At 30.6% G+C, this 15,284-nt stretch carries 12 protein-coding genes and 2 pseudogenes; 4 read left to right on the forward strand and 10 right to left on the reverse strand.

The window, feature by feature from the left end:
• Positions 1–67 precede the first annotated feature (67 nt).
• Positions 68–217 (forward strand): annotated as a pseudogene (locus B6F84_RS14150) (IS1 family transposase); the annotation flags it as partial.
• Positions 218–480: 263 nt separating this feature from the next.
• On the opposite strand, the gene B6F84_RS13950 reads toward B6F84_RS14150, so the two are convergent.
• The 3 genes and pseudogenes from B6F84_RS13950 to B6F84_RS13535 all read right to left on the reverse strand — a co-directional run bounded on the left by B6F84_RS13950 (position 481) and on the right by B6F84_RS13535 (position 2,863).
• On the reverse strand, positions 481–714 hold the full coding sequence (locus tag B6F84_RS13950) for a hypothetical protein (protein WP_187152708.1): 234 nt from the start codon (positions 712–714) through the stop codon (positions 481–483).
• Positions 711–1,469 carry a glycosyltransferase family 2 protein gene (locus B6F84_RS13530; protein ID WP_148692729.1) on the reverse strand — a complete coding sequence of 253 codons (759 nt, stop codon included), beginning with the start codon at positions 1,467–1,469 and terminating at the stop codon, positions 711–713. Before B6F84_RS13530 ends, B6F84_RS13950 begins: the two co-directional genes overlap by 4 nt.
• 244 nt (positions 1,470–1,713) lie before the next feature.
• A pseudogene (locus B6F84_RS13535) lies at positions 1,714–2,863 on the reverse strand (IS110 family RNA-guided transposase).
• Between the two features lie 751 nt (positions 2,864–3,614).
• On the opposite strand from B6F84_RS13535, the gene B6F84_RS13540 reads away from it, so the two are divergent.
• Positions 3,615–5,024, forward strand: coding sequence for an oligosaccharide flippase family protein (locus tag B6F84_RS13540; protein WP_148692730.1), 1,410 nt, complete (start codon positions 3,615–3,617; stop codon positions 5,022–5,024).
• A 73-nt stretch (positions 5,025–5,097) separates the two neighbouring features.
• Here the strand turns inward: B6F84_RS13540 and B6F84_RS14305 are convergent, their stop codons facing one another.
• Positions 5,098–5,301, reverse strand: a complete 204-nt coding sequence (locus tag B6F84_RS14305) for a glycosyltransferase (protein ID WP_420807183.1) — start codon at positions 5,299–5,301, stop codon at positions 5,098–5,100.
• An 845-nt stretch (positions 5,302–6,146) separates the two neighbouring features.
• Between B6F84_RS14305 and B6F84_RS13955 the strand changes: the two genes are divergently transcribed.
• Complete coding sequence (locus tag B6F84_RS13955; RefSeq protein ID WP_187152709.1) at positions 6,147–6,323, forward strand: class I SAM-dependent methyltransferase; 177 nt, start codon at positions 6,147–6,149, stop codon at positions 6,321–6,323.
• Between the two features lie 367 nt (positions 6,324–6,690).
• Here B6F84_RS13955 and B6F84_RS13545 read toward each other — a convergent pair whose 3' ends face one another.
• Positions 6,691–7,626, reverse strand: coding sequence for a hypothetical protein (locus tag B6F84_RS13545; RefSeq protein ID WP_148692731.1), 936 nt, complete (start codon positions 7,624–7,626; stop codon positions 6,691–6,693).
• A 1,456-nt stretch (positions 7,627–9,082) separates the two neighbouring features.
• Between B6F84_RS13545 and B6F84_RS13550 the strand changes: the two genes are divergently transcribed.
• Positions 9,083–10,129, forward strand: a complete 1,047-nt coding sequence (locus B6F84_RS13550) for a DUF917 domain-containing protein (protein WP_148692732.1) — start codon at positions 9,083–9,085, stop codon at positions 10,127–10,129.
• Here the strand turns inward: B6F84_RS13550 and B6F84_RS13555 are convergent.
• The 5 genes from B6F84_RS13555 to B6F84_RS13575 all read right to left on the reverse strand — a co-directional run bounded on the left by B6F84_RS13555 (position 10,104) and on the right by B6F84_RS13575 (position 15,129).
• Positions 10,104–11,645: a hydantoinase/oxoprolinase N-terminal domain-containing protein gene (locus B6F84_RS13555; RefSeq protein ID WP_148692733.1), complete on the reverse strand. Its 1,542-nt coding sequence runs from the start codon at positions 11,643–11,645 to the stop codon at positions 10,104–10,106. The two genes, B6F84_RS13550 and B6F84_RS13555, sit on opposite strands and share 26 nt — an antisense overlap.
• A complete protein-coding gene (locus B6F84_RS13560) occupies positions 11,635–12,714 on the reverse strand; it encodes a DUF917 domain-containing protein (RefSeq protein ID WP_148692734.1) in 1,080 nt (359 codons plus the stop codon). Before B6F84_RS13560 ends, B6F84_RS13555 begins: the two co-directional genes overlap by 11 nt.
• Before the next feature lie 6 nt (positions 12,715–12,720).
• Positions 12,721–13,107 (reverse strand): hypothetical protein, encoded by a 387-nt coding sequence (locus B6F84_RS13565; protein ID WP_148692735.1) that lies wholly within the window; start codon positions 13,105–13,107, stop codon positions 12,721–12,723.
• Positions 13,104–14,480, reverse strand: a complete 1,377-nt coding sequence (locus B6F84_RS13570; protein WP_148692736.1) for a purine-cytosine permease family protein — start codon at positions 14,478–14,480, stop codon at positions 13,104–13,106. The genes B6F84_RS13565 and B6F84_RS13570 overlap by 4 nt, the downstream gene beginning before the upstream one ends.
• 169 nt (positions 14,481–14,649) lie before the next feature.
• Entirely contained in the window at positions 14,650–15,129 is a 480-nt protein-coding gene (locus B6F84_RS13575; protein WP_148692737.1) for an Lrp/AsnC family transcriptional regulator, read from the reverse strand.
• Positions 15,130–15,284: the final 155 nt, after the last annotated feature.

Consider the following 15,284-nt stretch of genomic DNA (forward strand, 5'->3'; position numbering starts at 1 on the left):
GTATCAAAATACTATAACATTAACAAAATAGTAGCATGGTTCCTAAAACAACCAACATCAAAAATAACCTTATGAGTCCATTCACTCATCCTTACGTGATAGGCTAGTAAGGTTCAAGAGGCTACCAAGGCTGTTGATAGGAGCTTAGATATGATGAAGTACTCATTAGTGTTAGTATTATGGGAGAGAGCTGGTACCACAATTTATACCTTCATGACAACACTATGGACACACACAACTTGATTCCAGTTAATCTTAATAAGTCTCTATAACCATTCCTTTAGTTAGATTTAAGAGCTGCCAGGCTATTAATAGAAGCCTTAATATAAAAAATATTTCCTAATATATGGTATTATGAGATGAAAGATCTTATCCCAGAATTTATGGTTTTATGATAGTACTATGAGAACGCATTCTCTTTCCTATAGTTCATTTTAATTTACAAAAATTTCCTATACTTTCATAACGAAATATAAGGATTTATACCAGAGAAGATCTATATAATTTTTTGATTACAACATTTTTAACTTTCTTAGGAGAAAAATCAATTAAAAATGCTACTATAAACTTAGGATTAGGATTAAATTTCATTACATTAATTAAATCTGACAAATAAACCTTTTCGTCAGATAAAAAAATATTCAGTGATATCTTTTCTAAGCTATAATAATAATTCACAAATTCATACAAAGTTTTAACGTATGGCTCTTTCATACTTTTTTTTCTATAAAATTCTTAATTACAGGAAATTTTTCAATATGAGTTTTCCTTATCAGAACTTGCTTATTTAGCCATTCATTGAATTCAACATTAAACCCATTCGTACTTTTATTATGAACTCTATATAGAGAGAGAATTTCCGGGTCGTATACAATTAATTTACCATATAGAGCACTAACATAAAATAATAGAAAATCAAGTTCAAATGTAAATTTTTCTATGAGTTTTTCATTTTCCTTAAATACTTCTCGCCTTATACTCATTCTACTAGTATTAAAATAGATTGAATAGTTATGATCTAATAGTAATCTTTTTAATCCAGTCCTATTAATTTTCTTTACATCTATAATCATCTCTTCATCTTTACTTTCTCTAATGTCAGATGGTATATTATTATATTTAAATACTTGAATTCCATGAGAATGAAATATAACGTCTTTATTTTCAAAAGCCTTTTTTACCTTCTCTAACTTTTTTGGCAAAAACAAATCATCATCCTCTAGTAGAGTGATTATTTCTCCTTTAGCTTCCTTAGTTCCGATCACTATCTTTTTTCCTAGTTCCTTGTCTGAAGTAACTATTACTTTTACTCCCTTCTTTTCAAGTTCTTTTGTATATTCATCAAAGTTTTTCACAACAATAACTTCATATTCAGTCTTAGGTAAAGTCTGATTTAAGACAGAATCTACAGCTTGCATTAAATAATCTTTTCTATCATGAGCAGTAATTATAACACTAATGAAAACCATGTAAGTACCTAAAAGTGATTAAGCATATAAATTTAACTTAACTTCCATCTACACATTCATTGTATTGTATCATAAGTGTAAATAACTGTATAAATGGAAGTATTATTATAATATTGAAAATCAGATTTATAGAGAGATTAGATGTCACTCTTATGGAGCAACAACGTTGTTAAGAAGGGAGAGGAATGGTAAGAATACTCTTATAATGCATCATATGTTTCACCTCTAACAATCATGCTATTTTTCATAATTTGTCTAAGGCTGAAGACAAGGTTGAATCACCATCAACGCTTGGCTCCCTCCCTTTTCTAACCTTGATCACCTTCTCAGAATTACCCTCATAAACACCATCGTGTAAAACGTGAAACACAACCTTAGCAAGCTTATTAGCAACAGCAACAAGAGCCTTCTTACCACTACCACTCTTTAATTCTAGTATAAAACTCATTAAACTTATCGTCAACACTAACAGCAACTCTCGCAGCGAGAAAGAAAGCACGTCTCAAATACTTATTATCCGGAATCAACCCATTGTGACTCAAGAAATCACCACTCTGCTTAGTGTTCAGTAATAAATCTTATATAAGTTCTTGGAGAAAGGCCAGCATAAGAGCAAAAAGCCTTAGAGTTTGAGAATCGAGAAATATCACCAGTCTCTCCCAAAATAGCTGAAGCTGTGACAAAACCTACTCCTGGAACTTTGAGTAATTCTTCAAGAGTAGCCTTGGGGATTAGGGTAGCAATCGTGTCATCAGTCTCCTTAACTTGTCCTTCAACCATATTCAACTCTTCTACTAGTTGTTTCAAAATTAATACTTCGCCTTTGTTTAGTTTTCTTCCTAACAAGTTCTTTAGTTTCTCTTTCTCTTCATTGGTTAGTTGTTGTCCTTTTATTAGTTTGTCTAGTATTTGTCTTCCTTCTTTGTTGAATGGTTCTATTTTGTATCCTGCTGTTTGTAGTGTTTTTCTTATCATGTTTTTTATTTGTGTTATTCTCTCCTCTAGTTGTTTTCTGTGTCTTTCTAGTTCTCTTATTTCTCTTTCGTTTTCTTTTGGTATGATGTTTTTATTGTTCCTATTGCGTATGCTAGTGCTAGTCTTTTTGAGTCTAGTTTGTCTGTCTTTTTTCCGAGTATTTCTCTTAATTGTAGTGGGTTTATTACTCCTATTTTGTATCCTTTTTGTGTTAGTGTGTCGTATAGGTGGTAGAAGTATATTCCGGTTGCTTCCATTATTCCTTCGTTGTAGTCTTCTAGGAAGTTTGTGAGTTGTTGTATTCCTTCGTTGTCGTATTTGAATTCTCTTGTTTCGCTTTCTTTTTCTATTAATTGTTCTTCTTGTTGTTCTAGTTTTATTTTTGTTACTACTATTTTTGATTCTCCAACATTAATCAAAGGTTTTCAATTTTATTTGTTGCATGTGTTATACTTTTTTTCTCATATTAGGTTTTCTATCATAATACTTCTAAGAATATTGGATTATTTTTTACTTGTTTTCATAATTATGACTACTTTTTGCCCCTCGAAAAAAGTAATATTCTCCTACACGGGGTTTTCCCATTTGTTAGATTATCGAGGGGATCGTGAGCCAGCCTTGTACACGAGTTTTTTAGCCCATGTTATTTTGGCTTATGTTAGTTTTTTTCTTGAGTGTTTATTTGTTTTTCTGTCATAATACCTGAGTGTTTACCTTGGTAAATGTCTTGTGTGAAAAATCGTAGGAGTCGTTTAGCTCGTTTTAATCGTGATACTAAGGCTGTTACTCGGATGTTAGTATGGTTGATTATAGCCTAAGTTTGCTTGTTGTTACGAAATGTAAGGCATTTTTCCTAATGTTGTTACTCCTTTTAATCAAGTATGGGTCGAAAATATTAGTAAAATTAGAGAAAATTTAATTTAGTTTGTATTATATACTAATTTTCATGACTGCATTTCAACAGTCTCTCTTCTTGTATTTAAGTAGTATAGCTAGATGAGATTATTGCAATTCGTAATGAAGTCCTTAATTACCACACAATAAATCTCTAAAGTTCTTCTCGCAGCCAGTAAAATCTTTACCAAACCTCATAGGAGGTGAAACGAGAATCCTAACAATATAAACATTGCTAGAAAGTTTTTAAACTGCTTGACAAATAATAGAAAATGAATGAATCCAATAGTAAATGCATTGAAGAGCTTAAGCATCACAACAGTTAACATAATTGTTGCTCTAGTATTTTTTGTCATTACGGCTAAGATAACTAATCCAACATTCTTTGGGCAAGTTGCAATTATCCAGCTATTAGAAGTAATCTCAGTATCATTCTTTGCGTTACTTAACGGTAATTTAATCACTAGAGAAGTCAGTTACATGTATGCAAAAAAGGAAATAGATAAAAAATTCATAAGTACAGTAATCTTAACACCTTTGATTATATCACCAGTATTTTTAGTCCTTCTTATTTTTCCTACTTACGTTAAATTAGCAATTCCATATCTTGTACTATATCTTCTTTCCAATTATACAGGAAGTATAATGCATGGATTAAACAGATATACTGAAGGAGCAATGTCTGGTATTACCTTCCTTATAATTAGATGGGTTATTTCAATTATTGCAGTAATTAGACAAGATATTTTCCTATTTATAGGAATATGGACAGCTGGAGGAATTTTTTCAACTGTTTTCAATACTCTAGTAATAACCAGAGCTATAGGAGGATTTAAATTTTCATTTGAATTTACAATTTTTAAAAAAATTTTCAGAGAAGGAATCAATTTATATTTAAGTTCTACAGCCGGATTTCTTTCTGGTCAAGGAGATAGAGTAACTACTTCCTATCTTTTAGGATCATATTATCTAGGAATTTATCAGTTTGCTGCCTTAATAGCTAACGTACCTAACATGGTCTTAGGAGGATTAACTGGAGTATTACTCCCTTCTGCATCTTATTATAAAGCTTTAGGTAAGGATGAATTAAGCATTTCTAGGCTTTCATTTAAAGTAACTTCTCTGTTGACTTTCTTACTAGTTATAATTTCTTTACCTATAGCATATTATCTTTTGCCTTCATTATTTCCTGCATATAAGAGTGGAATTGAAGCTATGACAATCCTATTGTTAGCTATTACGCTTCCTCAACCTATTGGAATCTTAACAAGGTTTTTGATAGCGTTTAAGAAGAGTTTGAGGCCATTTCTCATTCTCTCTATCATAAATGCATCCACTGTCCTTACTACTTCATACACTCTTATTCCAAGGATAGGTATAATGGGAGGAGCTATATCTCAGCTAATTGTATCTGCTGTTTCGTCAGTTTTTACATTATACTACGTGTTAAGTAATCACGTGTTTCATCCATCCTGGAAAGAGATTGGAATTCTCTCTTTAATTCCTTTAATTTTCGTTTACGAAATATTTATAGATCCGCCATTTTTTGATTTTGTCTTAGTTTTAGTTATTATTCTCTTCTTTAAGATAAGCAAAATATTTAGTGAAGATGAGAAGAACATTATTTCTAACTTTTTGCCAGGCAAGCTTTTTCTCGTTAAAAGAATTATTCAGATCCTCTTATGATCTTAGCAATATTTGCTCATACTTTCTCCCAATTATGTTCTTTGATAAAATTTATTGTCCTCTCATCGTTCACTCAATTCTGAAATTCATCATTGAGAGAGCTATAAACAATTTCTGCAAACTTAGTATTGTCCAAGGGAGAAAACCTCACTGCTGGAACATTCTTGTACACTGAATAAATAGGAAAGAAGTTGTAACTAATTACTGGTGTACCTACAGCTAATGACTCCAGAATAACTAAGGAAAAGGAAAAACTATCTGCTAATGAAGGATAAATTAATAATTTTGCTTTGCTAACATTTTTATATTAATTCATCTTTATTTAAATTCTATGTATTTTACTACCTCTTCCTTATCTGAAACGTCAATATTGTATTCTTTAGAAGCGAATGTCTCAATAAAACTCCAGATGAATAAAGTACTTTCACATTATACTTAGGATTAGCCCATACTTCACCTTCTTTAATCCAACCAGATAATAAAAAAGATACTCTATAAATGATTCATTTTCATCATTTAACTCAGAAAGTAATTGTTTTTTAGATAAAAGATTTAAAGTTTCATAAAAATTACTTAAATCATAATTATTTATTTGTAATAGCTCTATAATAGCCACTATGCAATCATAAGAGCAGTAAGCTTCATTACCGTTTCTAAAAATCACTTTAATATCTTTTCTCTTTCCTTTTCGAAGTCCATATAAAGGATAGAATATCGATTTTTAAAGGTAATCCTATAATAAGTAAATATCACTTTAGTAAATACTTATGGTAAGTAATATCTACCATGAATCATAAATATTAAGGAAATTATTAAACTTTATTATTTAGTGGCATATTTTGTAGATTATAATTGGATTAAGTACTAGTTTAGGGTATATACTTAGTGTTTTAAGCTCTAACTTTGTAGGAGGAGGCGGTGTACACACTAGAGTTGTTGATGTTGGTGCCAATGTTGGTGATACTGCACTATATTTTGCTTTGAAGGGAGCAAAAAAGTTTACACTTTTGAACCCTTACCTACAGTTTATGAAGAAGCTTTAGGAAATAGTAAGTTGAACAATTTGGAAAATAAATTCTTTTATTTAATGCTGGATTTGGTAGTAAAGACGAAGTGATAAAAGTGCCATCTAATGTTACTACTGATAATAGTTTTAGTTATTCTGTTAATAATCAAGGTGATGTCGAAGTTTCTATCTTCTCTTTTTTAGAGAAGATTGTGAAAGAGATTTCAAAAGAACCTTACTTGTTAGAGATGGATTGTGAAGGATGTGAAGCTGATATTATTATGACTGGTTAAGCCAGAAATAATTTCATCATTTGATGAGATAGTCTTTGAATATCATTACTCTAGAACTAAGGTAAAAGCAAAAACATTGATAAGAAAGTTAGAGGAATTAAATTATATCTGCAAACTAAAAAAGTCATTTCCATCTCGTTCTACAGAAGATTTAGGGATAATTTATTGTGAGAAAAAGAAATAATGTTTATTGTATAAAGTGTTAATACTATTTGTTAATATTATATTTTTTATTAAATATTTATATATACTAAAAAATGTTAGTTTGGTCATAAAATGAAATTTATCTATTATTTATTTGCAAATATTGTATAATATCTAAAAGTAATATAGAAGGAATCATCAAATAATATTGATAATTTTATTTTTAAGTCTTTTTATTTAATATTTCTCTCCATATAGATAATCCAATGAACACTATCGCAATTATAATTAGAATATATTGTAATATAGGAAAATTTTCATGGATATCAGAAGATTTAGTCGTACCTATTGTAATTACTTTGTACACGTAATATCGTGGAAAGGTTATGTTTATGACAGAAGGTGAAAATATTCTAAGAGTTATGGAAGAACTCCCATTACTATAACCTAATGCATATTCCTTACCATTTATGTATACAATATACTTAGCAGGAATAAATGATTTTACTCCAAATGATAATGGCACAACAATACCGTTATCAAGTCTAATTCCAGCATAACCTATACTCTTCCAAGGTATTCCAGTATTATATTTTACTAAGTAAGTTGACGAATTAACAGTTATAGAGTAGACACATAAGGAAGAATTTACATCTTTGAAAATCACAGTGTAATTACCAGAAGAAAAAGTAGGTAGTGTTGATATTGCTGCGAAATATCCATTAAGCTTGTCTAACCATAAGATCCCACCCCATGCAACTAATATTTCATAAGTTCCAGACTGACCATCGGTCTCCTCTAAGTTGAAGTTATTGCTATAAAGTACTATTCCCGGATTAGCTCCACCGATTCTCTCTCCATAAAACGAAACTATTAACTCACTAGCATTAGTCAAGTTAATTTTATCAACTAGCCAATACCCTCCAAATCCTTGATAACCAGTATTACTAGAAATATTCACTATTTTAGTACCTGGAGTTGCATATTCAAAGTTTGTGGAGTTAATTACATTGGATGCTAGTCCGAATGTTATTGTGAAGTTTTGCCCCATAAGTACGTTTTTTGGATATTGGACGTAGGGAAAGTAGTTCGTTGCTAATGATACTACTGAAAATATTTCTAGCAAAATAATCATGAGTATGACGATTTTAGATAGCATAATATTATGAATTTTTCTTTGTTTTTAAAACTTATCGAACAGTCTTTTATTTCTATATTATCATATAGTTGTATTATATATAATCTGTTTTAATTTTAGATAAAAGTAATAATTGAGTTTTAATATAAACTTCAATCAAATAATTATTTTTTATATATATATACAATATTCTTTCCTCTATAGGGAGTCTTTTTTCTTTCTTTTTATCAGTTATGGTTCTTCTATTACATTTAAAAAATTTTTTCCCTTTTTTATGAAGATTTGATATAAATTTTGTCTTTTATTTGTTAAAAAAAGTATTTTTTCTTAATTTGAAAATAATTAATATTTATGTAAATTTGTTTAGTTTTTTGTAATATAGGAAGAAGAAACAGTAATATCTAAGATTATTTGTTAAATGATATATGAGTTAGCAGTTGTAGTGAGGAGGCTAGAGTTAGGAGTATAATAAAAAGTATATGTAGTATAATTTCTGTTATTCTTACCAACTGTTGTAAGAATTTTCCTAAAAAATGACATTTAGTACTTCTAGATTCATTAATCTAATTCTATGTATAAATTATTTGTGATTAATGTTTCTCATGGAGATTTATCGTGAGTTTTCTAAGATGCAAGTTACTAGAGGTTTGGAATATAAGTCTTGAAGTTTAAAGTTAAGGGATAAGTAATTTGAGGATTATATGTTTATTCTCTCGTTAGAATTTCAGAGTTACTTATATAGTGTCGTTATGAAGGATAAAAATAGTGTATAAAATTTTAAATGTGATACGTATGAAATATAAGTCTAGAAATGAAATGTTTAACTAATCTGAACTCCATTTATTATTATATAGTTAATATTAGACTTATTTCTTTAGAGATTAAAATAAAATTATCAAGGTAGGAACTCTTCTCTTATGAATAATTTATTAAAGAAAAAGGAAGTTTTTACTATACTAGGCTAATAGTAAAATTTTTGTGAGTTTTAATGGGAAAATTTTTGGTTATGTGAATTGAAGTTCGTATTGATTTTAGGATAGTTTTATTTCAACAATAGGTTGATTGTAGTTATTGATGTTCTGATTGAGCGTGATTTATGTGTTGAATTCCTTAAGGTTTATTAGCTTTAAGATTGGGTTTTTACTATTGGGATGTTATATTCTCTATGAAGTGAATATTTATACAAGTTGAGTTAGTGTGTGGTGTATTTGAAAATTGAGGCCTTTCTCTAAATCAGACAGACGTAGAATTAACGTAAAGTATTCAAATAGTGTACACTACAAGTTGAGTTAGTAATTGAATTATAATTTACTATAGCTAAGAGTTTTGTTGTACTTAACATATTCTGTGTATTTTTTGATGGAGATAAAAAAATTAAATATATCCCATGTATTGTATAGATATAAAAGATGTGGGTAATATTGATGTGTATTTGAAAGTGTGTTAAACTTTATTTATGTGTGGAATAATGAATTTTATGGAAAGGCTTTCGATAAATGATGTTTATAGTTTGGCTGTGGGTAGTTCTATATTGGGTTCTGGTGGTGGAGGGAATCCGTTTTTGGGTTATAGGATTCTTAAGGCTAAGATGATTGAAATGAATATAGATTATTTAGAATATACTAATGAAGTAATGGATAGTGATTTTATAATAGGAGTAGGGGGTATGGGTTCTCCTTTAATAGGGGTTGAAAAAATTCCTTCTGGGCATGAATATTATAATTCTCTGATGGTTTTAGCGGGATTTATTGGGAAGGAACCTACGAAAATAACGCCAATTGAGATAGGTGGAATAAATTCGATAGTGCCTTTCATAGTGTCGTTAATGGCTAAAAAGCCTGTGGTTGATGGTGATTTTGAAGGTAGGGCTTTTCCTGAGTTGTATATGACTACGATGCATTTTGCGGGTTTTAGAGCTACGCCTATGAGTATATGTGATGAGCGTGGGAATTGTACTGTCTTGGATCTTGTAGATGATTATTATGCTGAAAAGGTCGCTAGGGATATTACGGTTAGGTTTGGTGGGAGGGGTTATATTTCTTTGTATCCGTGTGATGGTAATGGGTATATTAATGGAGGTATTTTGGGTACGGTTAGTTTATCATATAAATTGGGTGGTGCTTTGGTTGAGAGTGGATTGGATGAGATGCTTGGTTTGAGTAATGGTAGGGTGATATTTGAGGGTAAGGTTGTTGATATTAAGAGGTATAATTTGGGGGGTTTTGCTTTGGGGGTGGTTGAGCTTGAGGGGATTGAGGGGTATAAGGATGAGAGGGCTGAGGTAATATTTAAGAATGAATATTTGGGTTTTATAAAAAATGGGGAAATATCTTATATTTCTCCGGAAATAATTAGTTTAATTGATTATAGTAATCATGTTGTTACTTCTGATTCGATAAAATATGGTATTAAGGTTAGAGTGGTGTATATTCCTGTATCTAATAAGTGGAAGGAGGTGGGAGGGTATGGTGTTATAAGAGATATGGTATATAAGGAAATTATGAGAATTCGCCAACTACTTTGACTTTTATTTTGACTGAATTGCCTGGTAGGTATGGTATTTGTAATTCTTCTATTTCTCTGATTTCGATTGTGTTGTTTGATGCGCCTGCGGTGGTTGCTATTCTTTTGGCTTCATCTATGATGTTTTTTATTGCTGATTCTCTACTGGTTTGTTCGTAGGAGAATGTTCTTTCTACTGTAGCACCTATTTTTGTTAGTGTTGCACCTATTGCGTTGGCGTATTGTGCGTTTTGGGGTTTTATTACTGTTGAGGCTCCTTCTAGTTTGTCTGGTATCATTATGCTTCCTCCTCCTACGGCTATTACTTGGATGTCTGTTTTGGAGGTTTTCATAAGGTCTATTGCGTTTTCCCACATTTTTTTCATTTTGGTGTATATATTGGTTAAATAGTCTGTAGGGAATTTCTGTAGTACGAGTTTGGGATTGGCGTTTTCTAATGTTATTCTTTTTATTGCTATTGCTACGTCAGTTGTTGTTAGTGTGTCGCCGTTCCATGAAATTCCTTTTTGGGTAAGTGCGTAACCTACGCTTTCTGGACCTATTTTTTCATTTTTAATTACTGTTCCACCGCCTAATGCTAGGGTGTATATGTCTGGCATTCTGAAATTGGTTCTTATATTAACTATTTCTACTATGGATGAGGATTCTCTTGGGTATCCGTCGTAAAGTACTCCTACGTTGGTTGTGGTTCCTCCGATGTCCATGACTATTGCGTTTTTTATTCCTGTTAGTAAATGTGCTCCTCTTATACTGTTTGATACTGGACCGGCTACGGTGAATATTGGATAGTTTTTTATGAAGTGTTCTGAGGCTACGGTTCCATCGTTTTGGGCGAAGAATATTTTTACGTCTTCTATGCCTAGTTTGGATAGTAAGTCTTTTATTTTTATTATTAGATTTTCGAAAATTCTTAGTATTAGTGCGTTTAGGATTGTTGAGTTTTCTCTTTCTAATAATCCTATTCCTCCTATTTCATGTGATAATATTATGGGTATGTTAATTCCTTTTTCTTTTAGAATTTCTCTGGTTCTTAATTCGTGGTCTGGATTGACTATTGAGAATATTGATGTTATTGCTATTGCGTCTGTTTTTCCATTAATCTCTTCTGCAATTTTCTTTATTTTATCTTCATCTAATTCTGTTATTTCTTCTCCTGTATATTCGTGACCTCCTCTTATCATGTATTTGTGTGTAATGAAATTGTTGAGATTTTCTGGCCAATCGAAGGTTGGTGGGACTCCTTCTCCTGCTGGTAAGCCTATTCTGATGATTGCGACTCTATTTAATCCTTTAGCTTGGTGTAGGGCGTTTAGGCCGTGAGTTGTTCCTATCATTAATGAGTTTATTTCATTTTTTCTTTCTCCTAATTTTTGTATTACTGTAGTTATTGCGTTTAATAGGCCGTCTGTAAGGTTTTGTGTTGTCATTACTTTGTCTGCTGCTAGTAAATTTTTTCCTTCTAATGCAACTACGTCGGTGTGTGTGCTTCCTATATCTATTCCTATTTTAATTGGCAATTTTCTTCACCTTTTGTTCTAAAGGTATAAAGTCGGTGTTGTATCCGAATGCTCGTGGTCCTATATATTTTAATGCATTAGGTGATCTAAGTTTGTTATTGGATGGTATTCCTACTACTATAACTTTTTGTCCGTATTTGATTCTGTCTGTGGTTATAGGTTTAAATGTGAATAAATCTAATACTGTAATTAGATCTGGAACTGATGCTATTATATCATTGTTAATAGTTGCTAATAGGAATTCGTTTTGAAAATCAATTTTTAGTATGTTGTTATTTTCTAATCCTTGTATTGTTACATTTCCTTTTGAAAATCCTTTGTCTAGTTTTCTATTTACGTCTATTACTTTTCCTTTAAATAGAATTATAGCTTTTAGTTTGTCTAGTACGTCATCTAAACGCATGTCATTTATGGATTGTCCTATTTCTAGTGCTAAGGTTAGTGTGCCTAGTATGGCTGAGTTGAAATATGTTTTTATGTTAGTACCGTATAGAGCTATGTATGCGCTTCCTCCGTATCTTACTGTAATTGTTCTTGCTATTTTCTCTGACCAATATCCGTTAATGCCTTTAACTATGCTTATATTTCCTTTTTCGTCGAAGATGACTACTGGAGAGGGTTGAATTCCATAGAAGTAGAAAGTGGTCATTTGTAGTTCTGGGAATGCTCTTCCCATTCCATCACCGTCAATAACTGGTATTCCGGTTTTGGCTGATGTGATTAGTGGGATGGTGGAATTAACTCCTCCCATTTCTAGTGGAGTTATATAATCTATTTTGTTTCCTGTGAAATTAGAGTATGCTTCTAATGCTTTTTTTGTTTCTGAACTATTTGGTATTTTTTCTATCATAACAATTGGTGCTCCCATCATTGCACTTCCTATGACGAAGGAATTTTGATTGATTGTATTTACTTTACTTATTATTTCTATTTTTTTACTATTATTTTGTAATTCTCTTTTTAGCATAAGACCTCCTATATATGGATCTCCTCCGCCACCGGTGCCTAAAAATGAAGCTCCTATAATTAGATTTTGAATATCTTTTGTTTGAATGTAATATGTTTCCATTCAATTCTACACCTTTATTATTGAATATCCTTTTCTATATGAAATTACTAGTAATGTTGATCCCCATAAAATTTGTATTAAAGATATTATAGATTCTGTTATGAGAATCTGGATTGAGGTTAAAAGGACTGGTGCATATACTATTGAAATGTAACCTAGTGCGAAAGATACTAATAGCCATGCTGCTTGAACTCCTGTTCTAATTTTTTGATCTTCTAGCTTGTTTATAGAGAATCTTAATATGCTGAAACTTGTTATTGCTAATATTAGTATGCCATATACTAAGTTGTAGTATTGTACAAATCCCTTAGATAAAATATATAATACGATAAAAACAAAACTTAATATTATATTATAAAAAATGAATATTTTATAATTAGTAGTTAGATTCATTTTAAGTCGCCTCCTTCATAATTATATGGTAATATTTCTGGATTCTTTCCTAATGATTTAATTAAATAATATAATAATGGATATGTTAATAATCCAGTAATTAGAGAGTTAACAGCTGGTATACCTAAATTAATGAAAAATCCTACAATTGAACCTAATGCTAAAGCTAGTACGCCTGCAATGTTTACGTTATAATACACGTTACCTGGTGTAAACTGATATCTTTTATATGGGTCATTCATTTTATTAAAATATTTTCTTACTATGAAGAAATCGGCTATTACGATTCCTCCCATAGCAGGTAAAAAGTCTCCTAATAATGAAATAAAATCTTCGAAAGGAGTTATTGATGATCCAGCAATAAAACCTATAAATGCAGCTATGGCGGTTCCAATTATGCCGTTAATTATTGATGCTATTTCGCGTCTCATAGGATATAGGTTAACTAGTGATAGGGACCCACTATATAAATTGTCTGTATTAATTATAAATTGACCAAAAATTATTATCAAAAGTACGCCTACTCCCATTCCTAAATCTAACATGGCATTAGTTATTAAATAGGAGCCTGTAACTAGGACTATTGCTACTCCTCCTAATATTAGGAATGGATAAAGGAATATTATATGGGAGATCCAGGCTGATGCAGCGTCTTTAGCTGATTTGGAAAATCTAGAAATATCTGAAGATATTATTGTACCTGCACTATATAGTCCAATAATTGCTGAGATTCCATCTAATAGACTCATATAATGTGTTGGTGTGGCAGACACAACTGCAGTAAAACCACCTTTAAGGGATAGTACTATTGCTATACCTATACCTATTAGCCATATATGGAATGGGATTGTAAAATAGCTCATAAAAGATAGCATTCTATATCCTATGTATGTCATAATTATCATTAGTATACCACCCCAAATTGATGCTACTCCAACAGAGAAAAATGGATTATTGGGAAATATTTCACTTATAACTATACCAAATAACCATGTTTCTACAGCATACCATCCTATTCCTGTAGTTATACTTATTAATAAGAATCCAGCTATTTTTCCACCTAATCTTCCTAATGGATGTCTCCACATGACGTATGTAGAAAGTCCACTATATGCTCCTATAGATGCGATTAAGCTACCTAATACTGCTAGTACTAAAGTTCCTGAAAGTACAGCTATTACAGCTTGCGAAAATGTAAGTCCATAGCCTAATGCGCCTCCTCCCCATATAACAGCTATTGCTCCATATACTGATGAAAAAACTAGGAAAATATTGAAGAAACCATATCTAGAATGTTTAGGAACTTCTTTTAATGAATAGTCATCGTATTTGGATTTTTCTTCATTTTTTCCAACTTCTTCTTTTCCTGCCATAATTTCTAAAGTATAAGTATAGAATAAAAACATTTTATAGTTCATAGATAATTTATTTAATCATAAGTTGACTATCATTATGGTCTTTTAATAGTTTATTTTTAATATAAATTGATTTCTAATAGATTAGTTTTAGTTGTTCAATAGACTATATATTTATGAATAAGCCTTATATATTAGATAGGACTGATTTTCCCCAAGCTTTGTAGGTTCTTGATACGTAATATATTTTGTAATCTTGAACTGCTTTGTCGTTTATCAGTTTTAATATTTCTTCCTTTAGCTTTATCGTGTCTTTATGAAATAATCTGATAAGCAAGTCCCATTCAGTCATATATTCAGTTATTTCATATACCAAATCATTGCTAATTAGCTTGTTAATATATTGTTCCCTTAGAACTAAATCATGGTTTAACTTAATCATGACATCAGCATAAGGTAAGCCTAAATTTTGTAATATTACAACTCCTACTATTTTAAGAATTCCGCTATTTTGTAATTTTAATCTTCTAACTCTTACACTAGTTTTAGATAATCCTATCATCTTACCTATTCTTGCATCTGAAATATTAGCATCATTATTTAAAAATTTTAAAATTTTAATATCTTTTTCATCTAGATACTTATTAAATATTTCTTCCCAGCTCATTTCATAACATCCTTTTTTTTTAAGTATTCCGTTTATTTATAATTTTCTTTTGACATAATAACATAGTTAATTGTAGCGCTATATTGTATTAATTATATAGTTTAAATACGCTATCTAGATGTCTTTTGGAATACAAATGCTGATATAATTGACTA

The organism is Acidianus manzaensis, assembly GCF_002116695.1.
Classification (GTDB): domain Archaea; phylum Thermoproteota; class Thermoprotei_A; order Sulfolobales; family Sulfolobaceae; genus Acidianus; species Acidianus manzaensis.